At 69.9% G+C, this 20264-nt stretch carries 16 protein-coding genes; 12 read left to right on the top strand and 4 right to left on the bottom strand.

The features are described 5' to 3' along the window. The first annotated feature begins 70 nt into the window (after positions 1-70). Positions 71-2635, top strand: a complete 2565-nt coding sequence (locus tag ACIO3R_RS27035) for a RelA/SpoT family protein (protein ID WP_385032443.1) — start codon at positions 71-73, stop codon at positions 2633-2635. Between the two features lie 119 nt (positions 2636-2754). Here the strand turns inward: ACIO3R_RS27035 and ACIO3R_RS27030 are convergent, their stop codons facing one another. Both ACIO3R_RS27030 and ACIO3R_RS27025 read right to left on the bottom strand, forming a co-directional pair. Beyond that, positions 2755-3984 carry a DUF349 domain-containing protein gene (locus tag ACIO3R_RS27030; RefSeq protein ID WP_385032446.1) on the bottom strand — a complete coding sequence of 410 codons (1230 nt, stop codon included), beginning with the start codon at positions 3982-3984 and terminating at the stop codon, positions 2755-2757. A gap of 196 nt (positions 3985-4180) precedes the next feature. Then, positions 4181-4972 (bottom strand): peptidylprolyl isomerase, encoded by a 792-nt coding sequence (locus ACIO3R_RS27025; protein ID WP_385032449.1) that lies wholly within the window; start codon positions 4970-4972, stop codon positions 4181-4183. Between the two features lie 148 nt (positions 4973-5120). Here ACIO3R_RS27025 and ACIO3R_RS27020 point away from each other — a divergent pair, with 148 nt between their 5' ends. The 4 genes from ACIO3R_RS27020 (at position 5121) to ACIO3R_RS27005 (ending at position 9511) form a co-directional block, all read left to right on the top strand. Then, positions 5121-5807: an MBL fold metallo-hydrolase gene (locus tag ACIO3R_RS27020; RefSeq protein WP_385032452.1), complete on the top strand. Its 687-nt coding sequence runs from the start codon at positions 5121-5123 to the stop codon at positions 5805-5807. A gap of 13 nt (positions 5808-5820) precedes the next feature. Further along, positions 5821-7083: a histidine--tRNA ligase gene (hisS, locus tag ACIO3R_RS27015; RefSeq protein WP_385032455.1), complete on the top strand. Its 1263-nt coding sequence runs from the start codon at positions 5821-5823 to the stop codon at positions 7081-7083. A gap of 335 nt (positions 7084-7418) precedes the next feature. Continuing rightward, positions 7419-8054, top strand: coding sequence for a vitamin K epoxide reductase family protein (locus ACIO3R_RS27010; RefSeq protein ID WP_385032458.1), 636 nt, complete (start codon positions 7419-7421; stop codon positions 8052-8054). Positions 8055-8128: 74 nt separating this feature from the next. Next, the gene (locus tag ACIO3R_RS27005; protein ID WP_385032461.1) at positions 8129-9511 is read left to right on the top strand and encodes a replication-associated recombination protein A; all 1383 of its coding nucleotides are present in this window, start codon (positions 8129-8131) and stop codon (positions 9509-9511) included. A gap of 24 nt (positions 9512-9535) precedes the next feature. On the opposite strand, the gene ACIO3R_RS27000 is transcribed toward ACIO3R_RS27005, so the two are convergent. Beyond that, entirely contained in the window at positions 9536-10237 is a 702-nt protein-coding gene (locus ACIO3R_RS27000; protein ID WP_402109360.1) for a DUF2470 domain-containing protein, read from the bottom strand. A gap of 188 nt (positions 10238-10425) precedes the next feature. Here ACIO3R_RS27000 and rpsD point away from each other — a divergent pair, with 188 nt between their 5' ends. Continuing rightward, positions 10426-11040, top strand: coding sequence for a 30S ribosomal protein S4 (gene rpsD / locus ACIO3R_RS26995; protein WP_073737536.1), 615 nt, complete (start codon positions 10426-10428; stop codon positions 11038-11040). 18 nt (positions 11041-11058) lie between these two features. Here the strand turns inward: rpsD and ACIO3R_RS26990 are convergent, their stop codons facing one another. Beyond that, a complete protein-coding gene (locus tag ACIO3R_RS26990; protein WP_402109356.1) occupies positions 11059-13299 on the bottom strand; it encodes an ATP-binding protein in 2241 nt (746 codons plus the stop codon). 215 nt (positions 13300-13514) lie between these two features. On the opposite strand from ACIO3R_RS26990, the gene ACIO3R_RS26985 reads away from it, so the two are divergent. The 6 genes from ACIO3R_RS26985 to ACIO3R_RS26960 all read left to right on the top strand — a co-directional run bounded on the left by ACIO3R_RS26985 (position 13515) and on the right by ACIO3R_RS26960 (position 20251). Beyond that, positions 13515-13955, top strand: coding sequence for a DUF948 domain-containing protein (locus ACIO3R_RS26985; RefSeq protein WP_385032496.1), 441 nt, complete (start codon positions 13515-13517; stop codon positions 13953-13955). 7 nt (positions 13956-13962) lie between these two features. After that, entirely contained in the window at positions 13963-14316 is a 354-nt protein-coding gene (locus ACIO3R_RS26980) for a DUF6167 family protein (protein WP_385032471.1), read from the top strand. After that, positions 14316-16985: an alanine--tRNA ligase gene (gene alaS, locus ACIO3R_RS26975; protein ID WP_385032474.1), complete on the top strand. Its 2670-nt coding sequence runs from the start codon at positions 14316-14318 to the stop codon at positions 16983-16985. Before ACIO3R_RS26980 ends, alaS begins: the two co-directional genes overlap by 1 nt. An 8-nt stretch (positions 16986-16993) precedes the next feature. Continuing rightward, a complete protein-coding gene (gene ruvX / locus ACIO3R_RS26970; protein ID WP_362964879.1) occupies positions 16994-17467 on the top strand; it encodes a Holliday junction resolvase RuvX in 474 nt (157 codons plus the stop codon). Positions 17468-17562: 95 nt separating this feature from the next. Further along, complete coding sequence (gene mltG, locus ACIO3R_RS26965; protein WP_402109350.1) at positions 17563-19428, top strand: endolytic transglycosylase MltG; 1866 nt, start codon at positions 17563-17565, stop codon at positions 19426-19428. Then, positions 19415-20251, top strand: coding sequence for a shikimate dehydrogenase (locus ACIO3R_RS26960; protein WP_402109348.1), 837 nt, complete (start codon positions 19415-19417; stop codon positions 20249-20251). The genes mltG and ACIO3R_RS26960 overlap by 14 nt, the downstream gene beginning before the upstream one ends. Positions 20252-20264 lie beyond the last annotated feature (13 nt).

The raw sequence follows: 20264 nt of genomic DNA, 5'->3' as shown, positions 1-20264 counted from the left end.
CGGGGGAGGAGCGGCCGCAGGGTCGTTACGATGGCCTTTCCGGGTGTCCGGATCCGCACGAGGAGCGCTCTTGCCAGACGAGGCCCAGCCAGTCGCCGCCCCGCAGCCCGAAAAGCCCGCGGCGGCCCCAGCCACGCCCGCGAAGCAGCAGCCCGCGGAGAAGCCGAAGCCTCCCGCGCCGGAGCCCGGGACGGGCCCGGCCCCCGCGGAGGCGAACGGGCCCGCGCCCGCTTCCCCCGCCCAGCCGGCCGCACCCGTCTCGCCGCCCCCGACGGCACCGAAGCCCCCGGCGAAGCCCGCCGCGTCGGCGCCCGCAGGCCCGGTGGCACGCACCGGCGGCGGCTCCTCCAACCGGGTCCGGGCCAGGCTGGCCCGTCTCGGCGTCCAGCGCTCCAGCCCGTACAACCCGGTCCTCGAACCGCTGCTGCGTACCGTCCGCAGCAACGACGCCAAGATCGAGACCGCCACGCTCCGCCAGATCGAGCGCGCCTACCAGGTCGCCGAACGCTGGCACCGCGGCCAGAAGCGCAAGAGCGGCGACCCTTACATCACCCACCCGCTCGCCGTGACCACGATCCTGGCCGAGCTGGGTATGGATCCGGCCACTCTGATGGCGGGACTGCTGCACGACACGGTCGAGGACACCGAGTACGGCCTGGACACCCTGCGCCGCGACTTCGGGGACCAGGTGGCCCTGCTGGTCGACGGCGTGACCAAGCTGGACAAGGTCAAGTTCGGCGAGGCGGCGCAGGCCGAGACCGTGCGCAAGATGGTCGTCGCGATGGCCAAGGACCCCAGGGTGCTGGTCATCAAGCTCGCCGACCGGCTGCACAACATGCGCACCATGCGCTACCTCAAGCGGGAGAAGCAGGAGAAGAAAGCCCGCGAGACGCTGGAGATCTACGCCCCGCTCGCCCACCGCCTGGGCATGAACACCATCAAGTGGGAGCTGGAGGACCTCGCCTTCGCGATCCTCTACCCGAAGATGTACGACGAGATCGTCCGCCTCGTCGCCGAGCGGGCGCCCAAGCGCGACGAATACCTCGCCATAGTGACCGACGAGGTCCAGTCCGACCTGCGCGCCGCCCGGATCAAGGCCACCGTCACGGGCCGGCCGAAGCACTACTACAGCGTCTACCAGAAGATGATCGTGCGGGGCCGGGACTTCGCCGAGATCTACGACCTGGTGGGCATCCGTGTCCTCGTCGACACGGTCCGCGACTGCTACGCGGCGCTCGGCACCGTCCACGCGCGGTGGAATCCGGTCCCCGGCCGGTTCAAGGACTACATCGCGATGCCCAAGTTCAACATGTACCAGTCGCTGCACACCACGGTGATCGGTCCCAGCGGCAAGCCCGTCGAGCTGCAGATCCGTACGTTCGACATGCACCGCCGGGCCGAGTACGGCATCGCCGCGCACTGGAAGTACAAGCAGGAGGCCGTCGCGGGCGCCTCCAAGGTGCGCACCGACGTCCCCAAGAACACCGGCCGCGGCCAGGACACCGTCAACGACATGGCGTGGCTGCGCCAGCTCCTGGACTGGCAGAAGGAGACCGAGGACCCGAGCGAGTTCCTGGAGTCCCTGCGTTTCGACCTCTCGCGCAACGAGGTCTTCGTCTTCACACCGAAGGGCGACGTGATAGCGCTCCCGGCAGGGGCGACACCGGTCGACTTCGCGTACGCCGTCCATACGGAGGTCGGCCACCGGACCATAGGCGCCCGGGTCAACGGGCGGCTCGTACCGCTGGAGTCCACGCTCGACAACGGCGATCTGGTGGAGGTCTTCACCTCCAAGGCGGCCGGTGCCGGACCCTCCCGCGACTGGCTCGGCTTCGTCAAGTCGCCGCGGGCACGCAACAAGATCCGCGCCTGGTTCTCCAAGGAGCGCCGCGACGAGGCGATCGAGCAGGGCAAGGACGCCATCGCGCGGGCCATGCGCAAGCAGAACCTGCCGATCCAGCGGATCCTGACCGGCGACTCACTGGTCACCCTCGCCCACGAGATGCGCTACCCCGACATCTCGTCCCTGTACGCCGCGATCGGCGAGGGACATGTCGCGGCGGCCGGTGTCGTGCAGAAGCTGGTCCAGGCGCTCGGCGGCCAGGACGAGGCCAACGAGGACCTCGCGGAGAGCTCGCCGCCCTCGCACGGACGGAACAAGCGCCGGGCGAACGCCGACCCCGGCGTCGTCGTCAAGGGCGTCGAGGACGTCTGGGTCAAGCTGGCCCGCTGTTGTACGCCCGTTCCCGGAGACCCGATCATCGGGTTCGTCACCCGGGGCAGCGGAGTCTCCGTCCACCGGGCGGACTGCGTCAACGTCGACTCGCTCTCGCAGGAGCCGGAGCGGATCCTCGAGGTCGAATGGGCGCCCACCCAGTCCTCGGTCTTCCTCGTCGCCATCCAGGTCGAGGCGCTGGACCGGTCCAGGCTGCTCTCGGACGTCACCCGGATCCTGTCCGACCAGCACGTCAACATCCTGTCCGCGGCCGTGCAGACCTCCCGCGACCGGGTGGCCACCTCGCGGTTCACCTTCGAGATGGGTGACCCGAAGCACCTGGGCCACGTCCTGAAGGCCGTACGCGGCGTCGAGGGCGTCTACGACGTCTACCGGGTGACCTCGGCCCGCCGGCCCTGACCCGGGCCCTCCGACGGGCCGTGCAGCCCCTCGCGTGTCGCACGGCTCCCGCGCCACAGGAGAAGGGCCCCTCCGCCACGGCGGAGGGGCCCTTCACGACGGAACCGGCGAACCGGGTCTCAGCCGCCGAACTCCTCCAGGCCCTTCAGAGCCTGGTCCAGGAGCGCCTGCCGCCCCTCCAGCTCGCGGGCGAGCTTGTCCGCACGGGCGTTGTTGCCCGAGGCGCGCGCCGTGTCGATCTGGGTACGCAGCTTGTCCACTGCCGACTGGAGCTGGCCGGTCAGACCCGCGGCACGGGCACGTGCCTCCGGGTTGGTCCGGCGCCACTCCGACTCCTCGGACTCCTGGAGCGCCCGCTCCACCGTGTGCATGCGGGCCTCGATCTTCGGGCGGGCGTCGCGCGGCACGTGGCCGATGGCCTCCCAGCGCTCGTTGATGGCCCGGAACGCCGCCCTGGAGGCCTTCAGGTCCTTCACGGGCACCAGCTTCTCGGCCTCGACCGCGAGCTCCTCCTTGAGCTTGAGGTTCTCGCCCTGCTCCGCGTCCCGCTCGGCGAACACCTCACCGCGTGCGGCGAAGAAGACGTCCTGGGCACCGCGGAAACGGTTCCACAGATCGTCCTCGGCCTCGCGCTGGGCGCGGCCCGCGGCCTTCCACTCGGTCATCAGGTCGCGGTAGCGGGCGGCCGTCGTGCCCCAGTCCGAGGAGCGGGACAGCGACTCGGCCTCGACGACCAGCTTCTCCTTGGCCTTGCGGGCCTCCTCGCGCTGGGCGTCCAGCGAGGCGAAGTGGGCCTTGCGGCGCTTGGAGAACGCCGAGCGCGCATGGGAGAAGCGGTGCCACAGCTCGTCGTCGGACTTGCGGTCGAGCCGCGGCAGCCCCTTCCACGTGTCGACGAGGGCACGGAGCCGCTCGCCCGCGGAACGCCACTGCTCGCTCTGCGCCAGCTCCTCGGCCTCGACGACCAGCGCCTCCTTGGCGTGCTTCGCCTCGTCGGTCTGCTTCGCCTTCTGGGCCTTGCGCTCCTCGCGCCGCGAGTCGACCGTCGCCACCAGGGCGTCCAGCCGCTTGCGCAGCGCGTCGAGGTCGCCGACGGCATGGTGCTCGTCGACCTGCGCACGCAGATGCTCGATGGCGGTCGTCGCGTCCTTCGCGGACAGATCGGTGGTCTTCACCCGCCGCTCAAGGAGGCCGATCTCGACCACAATGCCCTCGTACTTGCGCTCGAAGTAGGCCAGGGCCTCCGCCGGAGAACCGGCCTGCCACGATCCGACGACCTGCTCGCCGTCGGCTGTACGCACGTACACGGTGCCCGTCTCATCGACACGGCCCCACGGGTCGCTGCTCACAGCGCCTCCTCCACCTGATGCCCGCGAGAGGGTTCGCCCCCCTGGCATCGTCCACAGTTTCCTGGGGCGGGCAGCGCCCGCCCTGCACAACGCCAATCTAGGCGACGGGCCGCCCGGCTGTCCGCACTCCGCGCGGCCGAAATTATCCGGCCCCGCGCAGGGCGCCTGTGGTGCGGATCACGCCGGGCCGCCGGGCTCACGCCTTGTCGACGGCCGCCTTCGAGATGTTCACGGCCTTCTTCGGCGCACCGTCGGCGGCGCCGCCGGTGACCCCCGCCTTGCCGATGGCCTCGACGGCCTTCAGGGAAGCCTCGTCCATCGTGCCGAACGGCGTGTAGGTGGGCGGCAGTTTGCTGTCCTTGTAGACGAGGAAGAACTGGCTGCCGCCGGTGTGCGCCTGGCCCGTGTTGGCCATCGCCACCGTCCCCGCCGGGTAGGTCACCGTGCCGTCCTTGCCCGCCTTGCCCAGCGCGGTCAGGTTCTCGTCCGGGATCGTGTAACCGGGACCGCCGGTGCCGTCGCCCTTCGGGTCGCCGCACTGGAGGACGAAAATGCCCTGCGTGGTCAGCCGGTGACACTTCGTGCCGTCGAAGAAGCCCTTGTCGGCGAGTGACTTGAAGGAGTTCGCCGTGTGCGGGGTCTTCGCCGCGTCCATCGTGAACGCGATGTCGCCCTGGCTCGTCTTGAGCGACAGGGTGTACTTCGCCTTCTTGTCGATCTTCATCGCCGGCTCGGGCGCACTCTTCTCGCTCGCCGAGGGGGACGCCGACGGGCTCGCGCTCGCGGCCGCGTCGGTCTTGTCCTTCTTGCCGTCGTCGTCGCCGGTGGCGACGTACGTGACGCCGCCTATGACGGCCACCACGGCCACCGCGGAGGCGATGATGACCGTCAGCCGTCGGGTCCGGCGGCGAGCCTCCTCCCGGCGCTGCTGCTGCCGCTCGAACTTCTCCCTGGCGAGCTGCCGCCGCCGCTGATCGCTGCTGACCACCGGGTGATCTCCTTGTACGTCGTGTGATCGGGCCTGAGTTGCCCCGTACCGTATATGGGTTAGCTGTGGAATGAGGAGCGCCGGTAGGCTCTGAACTGCTGCGACCTCGTAGCCGCAACCCCTCGTCGGACGACCATTAAGGACGATCGTGCTCATTGCCGGGTTCCCCGCCGGGGCCTGGGGGACCAACTGTTACCTGGTCGCCCCCGCCGCGGGTGAGGAGTGCGTGATCATCGACCCGGGCCATCAGGCCGCGTCCGGGGTCGAGGAAGCGCTGAGGAAGCATCGGCTGAAGCCCGTCGCCGTCGTGCTCACCCACGGCCATATCGACCACGTCGCCTCGGTCGTCCCGGTGTGCGGCGCGCATGACGTCCCTGCCTGGATCCACCCCGAGGACCGTTACATGATGAGCGACCCGGAGAAGGCCCTCGGCCGCTCCATCGGGATGCCGCTCATGGGCGAGCTGACGGTGGGGGAGCCGGACGACGTCAGGGAGCTGACCGACGGTGCCCGGCTGACGCTGGCCGGTCTGGAGTTCGGTGTCTCGCATGCGCCCGGCCATACCAAGGGGTCGGTGACGTTCAGGATGCCCGAGGCCGCGGAGGTTCCGCAGGTCCTCTTCTCGGGCGACCTGCTCTTCGCCGGCTCCGTCGGACGCACCGACCTGCCCGGCGGCGACCACGCCGAACTGCTCGAGTCGCTGGCCCGTGTGTGCCTGCCGCTCGACGACTCGACCGTGGTGCTGTCCGGCCACGGCCCCCAGACGACCATCGGCCGCGAGCGCGCCACCAATCCGTATCTGCACGGTATGGACGCGCCCCGACGAGGAATGTGACGAGAGCGAAATCGTGAGCACCTTCAAGGCCCCCAAGGGCACGTACGACCTGACCCCGCCCGACTCCGCGAAGTACCTCGCGGTGCGCGAGGCGATCTCCGCGCCGCTGAGGAACTCCGGCTACGGCTACATCGAGACCCCCGGCTTCGAGGACGTGGCCCTCTTCTCCCGAGGCGTCGGCGAGTCCACCGACATCGTGAGCAAGGAGATGTACACCCTCACGACCAAGGGCGGCGACGAGCTGGCGCTGCGTCCCGAGGGCACCGCGTCCGTGCTGCGCGCCGCTCTGGAGGCCAACCTCCACAAGCTCGGCAACCTGCCGGTGAAGCTCTGGTACTCGGGTTCGTACTACCGCTACGAGCGTCCGCAGAAGGGCCGTTACCGCCACTTCTCGCAGGTCGGGGCCGAGGCCATCGGCACGGAGGACCCGGCGCTGGACGCCGAGCTGATCATCCTGGCCGACCAGGCGTACCGCGCGCTGGGACTGCGCGAATTCCGCATCCTGCTGAACTCGCTGGGCGACAAGGAGTGCCGGCCCGTCTACCGCGACGCGCTCCAGGGCTTCCTGCGCGAGCTCGACCTGGACGAGGAGACCCGCCGCCGCATCGAGATCAACCCGCTCCGGGTCCTCGACGACAAGCGCCCCGAGGTCCAGCAGCAGCTGACCGGCGCCCCGGTGCTGCGCGACTACCTCTGCGACGCCTGCAAGGCGTACCACGAGGAGGTCCGCGACCTCCTCAACACGGCGGGCGTGGTGTACGAGGACGACGAGAAGCTCGTCCGCGGGCTCGACTACTACACCCGCACCACCTTCGAGTTCGTCCACGACGGACTGGGCTCGCAGTCGGCGGTGGGCGGCGGCGGCCGGTACGACGGCCTCTCCGAGATGATCGGCGGCCCGGCGCTCCCGTCGGTGGGCTGGGCACTCGGCGTGGACCGCACCGTGCTCGCTCTGGAGGCGGAGGGCATCGAGCTCGAACTGCCCTCCACCACCAGTGTCTTCGCCGTACCGCTCGGCGAGGAGGCGCGGCGCAAGCTGTTCGCCGTCGTCACGCAGCTGCGCCGCGAGGGCGTGGCCGCGGACTTCGCCTTCGGGGGGCGCGGGCTCAAGGGCGCGATGAAGAGCGCCAACCGGTCGGGCGCGCGGTTCACCGTCGTGGCCGGCGAGCGCGACCTGGCCGAGGGCGTCGTGCAGCTCAAGGACATGGAGTCCGGTGAGCAGACGGCTGTCGCCCTGTCCGAGGTGACCGAGACGATCCGGACGCGCCTCGCGTAATTTCCCTCGCCCGGTCGCGGGCGGGCGGGCTTCCGGCCGCCCGCCCGCGACCGGGCGGGAGTTCGCGGCCCCCGGCCCGCTCCGCCGCGACCGCCCGTACCGTCAACCCGGCGGGTGCGGATTCATCCTGCCGGACGATTCCGGCCGGACCGCGCCGAGAGCGGCAGACACCCGGCCACGCCAGTGACAGCCCTGAGGCCACGTTCTTCCGGCCCCGTCCGGCCCGCGCGCCGCGCATTTTTACGCGCCTCTTTATGTTCATCGAACGGAAGACCGGCGGAACGGTACGGCACAATGACCGTGCCCAGCAGGCTACTCAGTGACGGAATGGCGATATGACGACTGCAGCGGTTGACCATCCCTCATCCGACCAGGACGAGGACAGCGGGAAGAGGACCATCGGCGGCAGTCGTGCGTTCGCACTGCTGCTGGTGATCACGGGCGCTGCCGGACTCCTCGCCGCGTGGGTCATCACGATCGACAAGCTCAAGCTGGCGGAGGACCCCAGCTTCGTCCCGGGCTGCAGTCTCAACCCGGTGGTGGCCTGCGGCAACATCATGAAGAGCGACCAGGCGGCGGCCTTCGGCTTCCCCAACCCGATGCTCGGCCTGGCCACCTACTCCGTGATCATCGGCATCGGCCTGGCACTGCTCGCCGGAGCGCGCTTCCGCAACTGGTACTGGCTGGGGATGAACGCGGGCACCCTGTTCGGTGTCGGATTCTGCACCTGGCTCCAGTACCAGTCGCTCTACAACATCAACTCCCTCTGCCTCTGGTGCTGCCTGGCCTGGGTCGCCACGATCCTCATGTTCTGCTACGTCACCACGCACAACATCAAGCACCGGATCATCCCCGCGCCCAACTGGCTGCGCAACGGGCTGACCGAGTTCCACTGGGTGCCGCCGGTCCTGTGGATCGGCATCATCGGCATGCTGATCCTGACCCGCTGGTGGGACTTCTGGACCAGCTGAGCGTCCCGCGCGCCGGCGCCGGGTCGCACCGGGGCCCGGCAGGGATGTCAGTGCGGTGACATAGGCTTCAAAACGTGGAGCCCGACCTCTTTACCGCAGCAGCCGAAGACCGCCAGGAGAAGGACCCGTCCAGCAGCCCCCTCGCTGTCCGGATGCGTCCGCGTACCCTCGACGAGGTCGTCGGCCAGCAGCATCTGCTCAAGCCTGGCTCGCCACTGCGCCGCCTCGTCGGGGAGGGAAGCGGGGGGCCGGCGGGCCCCTCGTCGGTGATCCTCTGGGGACCGCCCGGCATCGGGAAGACGACCCTGGCCTACGTGGTCAGCAAGGCCACCAACAAGCGCTTCGTCGAGCTCTCCGCGATCACCGCGGGAGTCAAGGAGGTCCGGGCGGTCATCGAGGGCGCCCGCCGCGCCACCGGTGGCTACGGCAAGGAGACCGTCCTCTTCCTGGACGAGATCCACCGCTTCTCCAAGGCGCAGCAGGACTCGCTGCTCCCGGCCGTGGAGAACCGCTGGGTGACGCTGATCGCGGCCACCACCGAGAACCCGTACTTCTCGATCATCTCCCCGCTGCTCTCGCGCTCACTGCTGCTGACCCTGGAGTCGCTGACCGACGACGACCTGCGCGATCTGCTGCACAGGGCCCTGACCGACGAGCGCGGACTCGGCGGCGCGGTGACGCTGCCGGAGGACGCCGAGGAGCATCTGCTGCGCATCGCGGGCGGCGACGCCCGCCGTGCGCTGACGGCGCTGGAGGCGGCGGCCGGCGCGGCGTTGTCCAAGGGGGACGGGGAGATCACCCTCCTGACCCTGGAGGAGACGGTCGACCGCGCCGCGGTGAAGTACGACCGGGACGGCGACCAGCACTACGACGTGGCGAGTGCGCTGATCAAGTCGATCCGCGGCTCGGACGTCGATGCCGCGCTGCACTATCTGGCCCGGATGATCGAGGCGGGGGAGGACCCCCGGTTCATCGCCCGGCGGCTGATGATCTCGGCCAGCGAGGACATCGGTCTCGCCGACCCCACGGCGCTGCCCCTCGCGGTCGCGGCGGCCCAGGCCGTCGCGATGATCGGCTTCCCGGAGGCGGCGCTCACCCTCAGCCACGCCACGATCGCCCTGGCCCTCGCCCCCAAGTCCAACGCGGCGACGATGGCGATCTCCGCCGCCCAGGAGGATGTCCGCAAGGGCCTGGCCGGCCCCGTTCCGGCCCATCTGCGCGACGGGCACTACAAGGGAGCCGCCAAGCTGGGGCACGCGCAGGGCTACGTCTATCCGCATGACGTCCCCGGCGGTATCGCCGCCCAGCAGTACGCCCCGGACGCCGTGCGCGACAAGCGCTACTACCAGCCCACCCGGTACGGAGCCGAGGCGCGGTACGCGGACGTGGCGGACCGGGTCCGCGAGCGGCTCGGCCGCACGGACAGCGACGGCGACGCGAGCCCGTCCGGTACCTAGCCGGGCCCCCGGGGCTCCGGCCCCTCAGCGCGCGGCCGCTTCGAAGAGCGTGTGCATGGCGTGACGCAGCTCAGTCACATCACGCACCGGCTCGGGGAACTCGAAGCGCGCGTCGAAGCACCTGCCGTCCCGCTCGCACAGTCGCACCCGCAGTCCGAGGCGGTCCAGCGCGAGCGGCACGACGGCCGGCCGGTGCGCCGGGCAGCCGGCCGGGACCCGTTCGCCGAGCAGCCCGCACAGCGTCCCCAGCTGCTCCCCGTGCGCCGCGTGCAGATGCTGGAGCAGTTCCGCCTCGTGGATGACGAGCGGGTCGGCGGACGCGTCCCTGAACTCCTCCGGCCCGACGCTCTCCGCACCCCACAGGTCATCGACGTACGCCTCGCCCGTCTCCAGCCGCAGCAGCATCCGGCCGGGGCCCGCCAGGCCCGGTACGGTGGTGAGCCGGCCGAAGACCCGGGCCCGGCCGCGGATGCGGTGGGGTACGGAGACCGGGGCCACGTCGGTGATCTCCAGCACAGCCGTCAGCCCGTCGTCCTCGGCGTGCGACGCGGCCCGTACCGCCGGGGAGTCCGCGGGGAATTCGAGGAAGAGATCGCCGTCCGGGCCCACGCTGCGCGACAGCGGCATCAGCTGGTCCGGGCCCGTCGGGTCGAGGCCGGGGACGAGCAGTGCCGAGGAGCAGGTACTCTGTACGAGAGTTCGTGTGCGCTCGGCTGCTGACGGCATCCGACTGTTTTCAAGCCCGCTGGGACGCGGCTGACCACGATCAGATCGGCCTTCCGTCGTAGCAGCACCTTCCTGTGTGCTGCCGCTGTCTGTGCTGTCCGTGACGTGTGTGGTGTTCCCAGGGCGAGACATGCGATCTCCTTGAGTAAGGTGAGCCTAACCTAACCTACAACGGAGGTCTGGAGAACGTGCCTAATCAGTCGCGTCCCAAGGTCAAGAAGAGCCGCGCGCTCGGCATTGCGCTGACGCCGAAGGCTGTCAAGTACTTCGAGGCCCGCCCCTACCCGCCGGGCGAGCACGGCCGCGGCCGCAAGCAGAACTCGGACTACAAGGTCCGTCTGCTGGAGAAGCAGCGTCTGCGCGCCCAGTACGACATCAGCGAGCGCCAGATGGCGCGTGCCTACGACCGCGCCAAGAAGGCCGAGGGCAAGACGGGCGAGGCGCTCGTCGTCGAGCTCGAGCGCCGTCTCGACGCGCTGGTGCTGCGTTCGGGCATCGCCAAGACGATCTACCAGGCCCGCCAGATGGTCGTGCACGGTCACATCGAGGTCGACGGCCACAAGGTGGACAAGCCGTCCTTCCGTGTCCGTCCCGACAACATCGTGATGGTCCGCGAGCGCAGCCGCGAGAAGTACCCCTTCCAGGTTGCCCGCGAGGGTGGTTACGACACCGACGGTGAGACCCCGCGCTACCTGCAGGTGAACCTGAAGGCCCTGGCCTTCCGCCTTGACCGGGACCCGAACCGCAAGGAAATCCCCGTGATCTGCGACGAGCAGCTCGTCGTCGAGTACTACGCCCGCTGATTCAGGCGTAGCCGCTCTTCACCAGCGCTCAGGCCCGCCCCTTCCCGAAGCCGGGGAGGCGGCGGGCTTTCGCGTCTTCCCGGCCGCGGGCTGCGGGCCGGGCGTCTCGGGCCCGTCGGCATCCCCGTCGTTCTGCCGCTGTCCGGGCCGGCCCGCCAGCGCCCTGGCCACCACCGCGTCCGCGCCCAGCACTCCGCCGGCGCGCCGCTGCGACACGTACCGCTCCTCGCCCAGGTCATGGAGGGCCAGCTCCTCGCACCGGGCCCGCGGCGCCCCGTAGTGCGCCGAACCGAACAGGGGCAGTCCCACCGATGGCCAGATCTGTTCGGCGGCCCCCTGGAGCAGCGCCGCCTCGTCCGCGTCGCCCTCGACCACCGTGACGAGCGCCAGCAGTTCCAGCGAGAGCACCGTGCCGAGCAGGTCGTGGAAGGCATGGCTGATGGACAGCGACTCCCCGAGGAGCTCCCGTGCGCGGGCCGGACGGCCCCGCTCCAGCGCGGCGAAGGCCAGAACGAACAACGCGTAACTGAGGGTCCACCGCTCCCCGTGGTCCTCGCAGATGTCCCGGACCTCTTCGCAGATCGTGACCGCACGCTCCAGCTCCCCCTGGAACCCGACCGACATCGCCAGCTCGACCTGAGCCATCAGCACATTGCTGTTCAGCTCCCCGAGCTCCCGGTAGCGGCCGAGCGCCTCGTGCAGCAGTTCCTGGGCGCGCGCCGTGTCGTCGGTGACGAGTGCCAGGCAGCCGGTGCGGTGCAGGGCGTACGCCGAGGCCGAGGCGTCACCGGTCAGCTCCGCCTCCTCCCGGCACTCGGTCAGCGCCGCGATCGCCCCCACCGGGTCCCCCTGCAGCACCGCGACATAGCCGAGCACCCACAGCGCCTTCAGCCGCGAGGAGTCGTACGGGGTCTCCTCCTCCAGCACATGGTCCAGCCAGTGCCGCCCCTCCGAGAGCCGCCCGCAGCCGACCCACAGGAACCAGAGCGTGCCCGCCAGGTACTGGGCGAGATGCGCCTCCTCCGGGCACTCCAGCGAACACTCCATGGCCCGCCGAAGATTGGGCAGTTCGCTCTCCACCCGGGCCGCGACCTCGCTCTGCCGGGGGCTGAACCAGTCCAGCTCGCACCAGGTCGCGAGCCCCAGGAACCAGTCGCGGTGGCGCCGGCGCAGGCGCTCCGTCTCACCCGTGGCCGCCAGCCACTCGGCGCCGTACTCGCGCACCGTGTCCAGCAGCCGGTAGCGGGTGCCGGCCGGCGTGTCCTCGCGCAGCACGATGGACTGCGCCAGCAGGCCGGAGAGCACATCGAGCACCGAGTCGGCCGGCAGATCGGAGCCGCTGCAGATGTACTCGACCGCCTCCAGATCGAACGGTCCGGCGAAGACCGAGAGCCGCGACCACAGCAGCCGCTGTTCCGGGGCGCACAGTTCATGGCTCCAGCCGATGGCCGTGCGGAGCGTCTGATGCCGGGCCAGTGCGCTGCGGCTGCCGCCGGTGAGCAGCCGGAAGCGGTCGTCGAGGCGCTCCAGCACCTGCTCGGTCGACAGCGCCCGCAGCCGCCCGGCCGCCAGCTCCAGGGCGAGCGGAATCCCGTCCAGCCGCCGGCAGAGCTCCCGGGCCGCGCCCCGGTTGTGCTCGGTCAGGCGGAACCCGGGCCGCACCGCGGCGGCCCGCTCCGCGAAGAGCCGGAGCGCGTCCTCGTCCGTCATGGTCGCGAGCGGGTAGGTGGCCTCGCCGTCCAGTTCCAGCGGCAGCCGGCCGGCCGCCAGGACCCGGAGCCGAGGGGCCCGGCGCAACAGGTCCCGTACCAACTCCGCGCAGTCGTCCACCAGATGTTCGAATCCGTCGATCACCAGCAGGAGCCGGCGCCCGGCGCAGTGTTCGAGGAGGGTCGTGCGGGGCGGCCTGTTGGTGTGATCGGTGAGGCCCAGCGCGTCGACGAGCGCGTGCTCCAGCAGCTCCGGATCGTGGACGGCGGACAGCTCCACCAGCCAGACCCCGTCGCAGTACCGTTTCTCCAGCAGGGCGGCGGCCCTGGTGACCAGCCGGGTCTTGCCTACACCGCCCACGCCCACGACCGTGACCAGCCGGGACTCCTCCAGGAGTCCGGCGAGGTCGGCCAACTCGTCGTCACGTCCCACGAACCTGTTCAGTTCCGCCGGGAGATTGCCCGGAAGGCCGCGCAGTGGTCCGCGGCGGGCGCCGGCCGGCGGACCCGGACCGTCGGAGGAGGGGAAGGGGCGCTGAGAGCGTCGCATGAAACACGCAGAGTACTGGCCCGAAAGCGCTCCGTACAATCTTGTAGCAGGAACTCCCGCCGTGCCCAGCGGTAATGCGGTACGGGGTGTGAGCCCGGCGCGATAGGCTCGGAGCCGGTGACGGGCTGCTACGAAGGCCGTCACCGGGCAAGCAGAGAACAACGCAAAGACAGACGACAAGCCAGAGAGAGCGGTGCACTGTGTCCGGTGGTGAGGTGGCCGGGATCCTGGTGGCCGTCTTCTGGGCGATCCTGGTTTCGTTCCTCGCCGTCGTGCTGGTGAGGCTCGCCCAGACGCTCAGGGCGACCACCAAACTCGTGGCGGACGTGACCGAACAGGCCGTCCCGCTGCTCGCCGACGCCTCCGCGACCGTCCGTTCCGCGCAGACCCAGCTCGACAAGGTCGACGCGATCGCGACGGACGTCCAGGAGGTCACCTCCAACGCCTCCGCGCTCTCCACCACCGTCGCCTCGACCTTCGGCGGCCCGCTGGTCAAGGTCGCGGCGTTCGGCTACGGCGTCCGGCAGGCCATCGGCCGCAAGGCCGCTCCCGAACCGGAAGCGCGTTCCCGGCGATCGGTGATCGTCGGCCGGACCGTGCCGTCCGCGCGTGGCAGGAAGCGCAACGGCAGAAATTCCCGCGGATCGAAGGACTGACGCAGCGATGTTCCGCCGTACGTTCTGGTTCACCGCCGGCGCAGCCGCCGGGGTCTGGGCCACCGCCAAGGTCAACCGCAAGATCAAGCAGCTGACCCCCGAGAGCCTTGCGGCGCAGGCTGCCGACAAGGCGGTCGTGGCCGGTCACAAGCTCAAGGACTTCGCCCTCGACGTCCGCGACGGCATGGCCAGACGCGAGGCCGAACTGGGTGAGGCACTGGGCCTCGAAGCCCCGGTCGACCCCGATCTCCCCGTGCGGCGCCACTTCGCCGTCGAGGCGGCGGAGCCCGACGGACGCCAGACGCCCGTCAACCACCGCACGCTTCCCTACAACTCGTACAACCGGAATGAGGACCACTGATGGAGTCGGCTGAAATTCGTCGCCGCTGGCTGAGCTTCTACGAGGAGCGCGGTCACACCGTCGTCCCTTCGGCGTCGCTCATCGCGGACGACCCGACTCTGCTGCTGGTCCCGGCCGGCATGGTGCCCTTCAAGCCGTACTTCCTCGGCGAGGTCAAGCCGCCCGCCCCGCGCGTCACCAGTGTGCAGAAGTGCGTCCGTACGCCGGACATCGAAGAGGTCGGCAAGACCACCCGGCACGGCACCTTCTTCCAGATGTGCGGGAACTTCTCCTTCGGTGACTACTTCAAGGAAGGCGCCATCGAGTACGCCTGGGAGCTGCTCACCGGCTCCGTCGCGGACGGCGGCTTCGGCCTCGACCCCGAGCGTCTGTGGATCACGGTCTACCTGGACGACGACGAGGCCGAGCAGATCTGGCGCGACAAGATCGGTGTGCCGGCCGAGCGCATCCAGCGCCTGGGCAAGAAGGACAACTTCTGGTCCATGGGCGTCCCCGGTCCCTGCGGCCCCTGTTCCGAGATCAACTACGACCGCGGTCCCGAGTTCGGGGCCGAGGGCGGCCCCGCCGTCAACGACGAGCGGTACGTGGAGATCTGGAACCTGGTCTTCATGCAGTACGAGCGCGGCGCCGGCGACGGCAAGGACGACTTCCCGATCCTCGGCGACCTGCCCTCCAAGAACATCGACACCGGCCTCGGCCTCGAACGCCTCGCGATGATCCTGCAAGGCGTGCAGAACATGTACGAGACCGACACCCTGCGCGTCGTCATGGACAAGGCCACCGAGCTCACCGGCGTGCGCTACGGCGCCGCCCAGGGCACGGACGTCTCGCTCCGCGTGGTCGCCGACCACATCCGTACGTCGGTCATGCTCATCGGTGACGGCGTCACCCCCGGCAACGAGGGCCGCGGCTACGTGCTGCGCCGCATCATGCGCCGCGCCATCCGGAACATGCGGCTGATGGGCGCCACCGGCTCGGTCGTCACCGAGCTGGTCGACGTCGTGATCACCACGATGGGGCTGCAGTACCCCGAGCTGATCACCGACCGCAAGCGCATCGAGACCGTCGCCCTGGCCGAGGAGGCCGCCTTCCTGAAGGCCCTCAAGGGCGGCACCAACATCCTTGAGACCGCCGTCACCGAGACCAGGGCCGCCGGCGGCCGGGTCATCGCCGGCGAGAAGGCGTTCCTGCTCCACGACACCTGGGGCTTCCCGATCGACCTCACCCTGGAGATGGCCGCCGAACAGGGCCTGTCCGTGGACGAGGACGGGTTCCGCCGCCTCATGCAGGAGCAGCGGGACAAGGCCAAGGCCGACGCGCGCGCCAAGAAGACCGGTCACGCCGACCTGTCCGCCTACCGCGAGGTCGCCGACAACTCCGGCGCCACCGAGTTCACCGGCTACACGACGACCGAGGGCGAGTCGACGATCGTCGGCCTCCTCGTCGACGGTGTCCCCTCGCCCGCCGCCTCCGAGGGCGACGAGGTCGAGGTCGTCCTGGACCGCACCCCGTTCTACGCCGAGGGCGGCGGCCAGCTCGCCGACACCGGGCGGATCCGGCTCGACACCGGCGCGGTGATCGAGGTCCGCGACGTCCAGAAGCCCGTTCCCGGCGTCCACGTCCACAAGGGCGTCGTCCAGGTGGGTGAGGTGACGGTGGGTGCCGCCGCCCTCGCCTCCATCGACAACACCCGCCGTCGCGCCATCGCCCGCGCCCACAGCGCCACCCACCTGACGCACCAGGCGCTGCGCGACGCCCTGGGCCCGACGGCCGCCCAGGCCGGTTCGGAGAACTCCCCGGGCCGCTTCCGCTTCGACTTCGGCTCGCCCGCCGCCGTACCCGGCACGGTCCTCACCGACGTCGAGCAGAAGATCAACGCCGTGCTGTCCCGCGAGCTCGACGTCCAGGCCGAGGTCATGTCCATCGACGAGGCCAAGAAGCAGGGCGCCATCGCCGAGTTCGGCGAGAAGTACGGCGAGCGGGTGCGGGTCGTCACCATCGGCGACTTCTCCAAGGAGCTGTGCGGCGGTACGCACGTCCACAACACCGCCCAGCTCGGCCTGGTCAAGCTGCTCGGCGAGTCGTCCATCGGCTCCGGCGTGCGCCGTATCGAGGCCCTCGTGGGCGTCGACGCGTACAACTTCCTCGCCCGGGAGCACACGGTCGTCGCCCAGCTCCAGGAGCTGGTCAAGGGCCGTCCCGAGGAGCTCCCGGAGAAGATCGCCGGGATGCTCGGCAAGCTGAAGGACGCCGAGAAGGAGATCGAGAAGTTCCGCGCGGAGAAGGTCCTCCAGGCCGCTGCCGGACTGGTCGAATCGGCTCAGGACGTCCGGGGCGTCGCCCTGGTCACCGGGCAGGTACCGGACGGCACCTCGGCCGACGACCTGCGCCGGCTCGTCCTCGACGTGCGCGGGCGCATCCAGGGCGGCCGCCCGGCCGTCGTGGCCCTGTTCACCACGGCCAACGGCCGTCCGCTGACCGTCATCGCCACCAACGAGGCCGCCCGTGAGCGCGGCCTCAAGGCCGGTGACCTGGTCCGCACCGCCGCCAAGACGCTCGGCGGCGGAGGCGGCGGCAAGCCGGACGTCGCCCAGGGCGGCGGCACGAACCCGGACGCCATCGGGGACGCAGTCGCCGCTGTCGAACGCCTCGTCACCGAGACGGCGTGACGCCGGACATGACACAGATGCGCCGCGGTCGCCGACTGGCGATCGACGTCGGGGACGCCCGGATCGGGGTCGCCTCGTGCGACCCCGACGGGATCCTCGCCACGCCGGTGGAGACCGTGCCGGGACGTGATGTCCCGGCCGCCCACCGGCGGCTCGGCCAGATCGTCTCGGAGTACGAGCCGATCGAGGTCATCGTCGGGCTGCCCCGTTCCCTGGGCGGGGGAGAGGGCCCGGCCGCGGTCAAGGTCCGCGCTTTCGCCGATGTGTTCGCCCGCGCGGTCGCACCCATTCCGGTGCGCTTGGTGGACGAGAGGATGACCACAGTGACGGCGAGTCAGGGCCTGCGCGCATCGGGCGTGAAGTCCAAAAAAGGCCGATCCGTCATCGACCAGGCTGCCGCTGTGGTGATCCTTCAGAACGCTCTGGAGTCCGAACGGGCTTCGGGTAATCCTCCTGGCGAGGGCGTCGAAGTGGTGGTCTGATCGCGATACGGTAACGTTCCGCGCGATGCGGCGGTGTTCGAACAAACACCGCACAGCAAAGAGACGGAACGTCGTCTCGCGGCTCAAGGGGATCGATGACTGAGTATGGCCGGGGCCCCGGCTCCGAACCGTGGCATCCCGAGGACCCCTTGTACGGGGACCAGGGATGGGGAGGCCAGCAGCCTGCCCACGGCCAGAGCCAGTACGGCGGCCAGCAGCAGCCCTACCCGCAGGACCCGTACGCCGCCCAGCAGCAGCCGCAGGACCCGTACGCGCAGCAGCAGCACCAGCCGCAGGATCCTTACGCGCAGCAGCAGCAGCAGCAGCACCACCAGCCGCCGCAGCAGCAGGACCCGTACGCCCAACCGCAGCAGCAGCACGACCCGTACGCGCAGCAACAGCAGCACCAGCAGCAGGATTCGTACGCGCAGCAGCACCCGCAGGATCCCTACGCCCAGCAGCAGTACCAGCAGCAGCCGTACGGGGCCCAGCAGGACCCGTACGGCCAGCAGCCTCCTTACAACGGCGGCTGGGACACCGGCCAGCAGCCGGCCGCGATGCCGTACGAGGGCCAGCCCGCCGCCGCGTACGGCTACGGCGAGACGAACGACTACTACGGCACCCCCGAGGCCTACCCGCCTCCGCAGCCCCCGGGCCGCCGCCAGGCCGCACCCGAACAGGCAGCCGAACCGGCGCCCGCGCAGAACCCCGACCCCGCGCAGAACCCCGACTGGGACCCCGAGGTCCAGCCGGAGGAGACTCACCCCTTCTTCACGGGCGTGGACGACAGCGACGGCAAGGACGACGACTACGACGACGACGATGACCCCCGCGATTCCCGCCGGGGAGGCGGGGACGAGCGCCGGGGCAAGGGCAAGAAGAAGAAGGGCCGCAACGGCTGCGCCTGCCTGGTCATCTCTCTCGTCCTGGTCGGCGGCGTAGGCGGAGTGGGCTACTTCGGCTACTCGTACTACCAGGACAAGTTCGGCCCGGCCGAGGACTACGCGGGCAGCGGCTCCGGGACCATCGAGATCGAGATCCCCAAGGGCTCGTACGGGTACGACATCGCCAACATCCTGAAGAAGCAGGGTGTGGTCAAGAGCGTCGACGCCTTCGTCTCCGCGCAGAGCGAGGACCCCAAGGGGAAGTCGATCCAGGCCGGCGTCTATCTCCTGCACGAGAAGATGTCCGCGTCCGAGGCCCTGAAGATGATGCTCGACCCGAAGAGCCAGAATCTTCTGGTGATTCCCGAGGGTTCCCGCAACGTCGCCGTCTACGCGAAGATCGACCAGAAGCTGAGCCTCAAGAAGGGCACGACGAAGGGCATCGCCACGTCGAAGAAGGCCGATCTGGGCCTGCCCGGCTGGGTGAGCAAGAACAAGGACATCAAGGACCCTCTGGAAGGATTCCTTTACCCGGCCGCATATCCGGTCACAAAGGAAACCAAGCCGGAGGCGATCCTGAAGAAGATGGTCTCGCGGTCCAACGACGAGTACAAAAAGCTCGACCTCGAAGGAACCGCCAAGAAGTACAAGCTGGACGGTCCGTGGCAGGTGCTCACCGTGGCCAGCCTGGTTCAGGCGGAAGGTCTCACGCACGATGACTTCCGCAAGATGGCCGAAGTCGTCTACAACCGTCTGAAGCCGGATAACACGGTCACGAACCGTAAGCTCGAATTCGACTCAGCGTACAACTACCTCACGAATCAGAGCGAGATCAAGATCAGGTCGAAGGATATCCGGAACAATCCGGATCCCTACAACACCTATTTCCACGCCGGTCTTCCGCCCGGCCCCGTCAGTAATCCCGGGGACGAGGCACTGCGCGCAACGCTGAATCCGACCGGCAATGGATGGATGTTCTTCATCTCGCTCGACGGGAAGAAGACCCAGTTCACCAAGACGGCCGCGGAGCACGAGCAGCTCAACCAGAAATTCAAGGAACAGCATGGTCTCGACTGACGGGCGTCACCGGGCAGCCGTCCTCGGCTCGCCCATCGCCCACTCGCTCTCCCCGGTCCTGCACCGGGCCGCGTATGCCGCACTCGGCCTCGACGACTGGTCCTACGACCGCTTCGAGATCGACGAGGCCGCGCTGCCCGGGTTCGTCGAGGGGCTGGACTCCTCCTGGGCCGGGCTCTCGCTGACCATGCCGCTCAAGCGGGCGATCATCCCCCTGCTGGACGAGATCAGCGAGACCGCCTCTTCGGTGGAGGCGGTGAACACGGTTGTTCTCACCGAGGACGGCAGGCGGGCCGGCGACAACACCGATATCCCGGGCATGATCGCCGCTCTGCGTGAGCGCGGCGTGGAGAAGGCCGAGTCCGCCGCCGTCCTCGGCGCCGGAGCCACCGCCTCCTCCGCCCTCGCCGCCCTCGCCGAGATCTGCACGGGACCGGTCACGGCCTACGTCCGGAGCCGGGAACGCGGTGACGAGATGCGCGGCTGGGGCGAACGGCTCGGCGTCGACGTCCGCGTCGCCGACTGGGCGGAGGCCGAGCAGGCCCTGCGGGCCCCGCTGGTCATCGCGACCACCCCGGCGGGTGCCACCGACGCGCTGACGGAATCGGTACCGAAGGCTCCCGGCACGCTGTTCGACGTGCTGTACGAGCCCTGGCCCACCGGACTCGCAGCCGCCTGGGCGGCCCGCGAGGGTGCAGTCGTCGGAGGTCTCGATCTCCTGGTGCACCAGGCCGTCCTCCAGGTCGAGCAGATGACGGGCCATGCGGCGGCGCCCCTGGCCGCCATGCGGCAGGCCGGGGAGCAGGCACTGGCCGCCCGCTGACCCTGCTGCCCGC

Origin of the sequence: Streptomyces sp. NPDC087428 (assembly GCF_044744085.1) — a bacterium.
In the GTDB taxonomy this organism is placed as follows: Bacteria; Actinomycetota; Actinomycetes; order Streptomycetales; family Streptomycetaceae; genus Streptomyces.
This window is presented reverse-complemented; position numbering and strand designations above follow the sequence as displayed.

Coding starts and splice junctions, on each gene's coding strand:
- ruvX (WP_362964879.1), top strand. CDS start 16,994: ATGACACAGATGCGCCGCGGTCGCCGACTGGCGATCGACGTCGGGGAC.
- ACIO3R_RS26980 (WP_385032471.1), top strand. CDS start 13,963: ATGTTCCGCCGTACGTTCTGGTTCACCGCCGGCGCAGCCGCCGGGGTC.
- ACIO3R_RS26990 (WP_402109356.1), bottom strand. CDS start 13,299: ATGCGACGCTCTCAGCGCCCCTTCCCCTCCTCCGACGGTCCGGGTCCG.
- alaS (WP_385032474.1), top strand. CDS start 14,316: ATGGAGTCGGCTGAAATTCGTCGCCGCTGGCTGAGCTTCTACGAGGAG.
- ACIO3R_RS26960 (WP_402109348.1), top strand. CDS start 19,415: ATGGTCTCGACTGACGGGCGTCACCGGGCAGCCGTCCTCGGCTCGCCC.
- ACIO3R_RS27010 (WP_385032458.1), top strand. CDS start 7,419: ATGACGACTGCAGCGGTTGACCATCCCTCATCCGACCAGGACGAGGAC.
- ACIO3R_RS27000 (WP_402109360.1), bottom strand. CDS start 10,237: ATGCCGTCAGCAGCCGAGCGCACACGAACTCTCGTACAGAGTACCTGC.
- mltG (WP_402109350.1), top strand. CDS start 17,563: ATGACTGAGTATGGCCGGGGCCCCGGCTCCGAACCGTGGCATCCCGAG.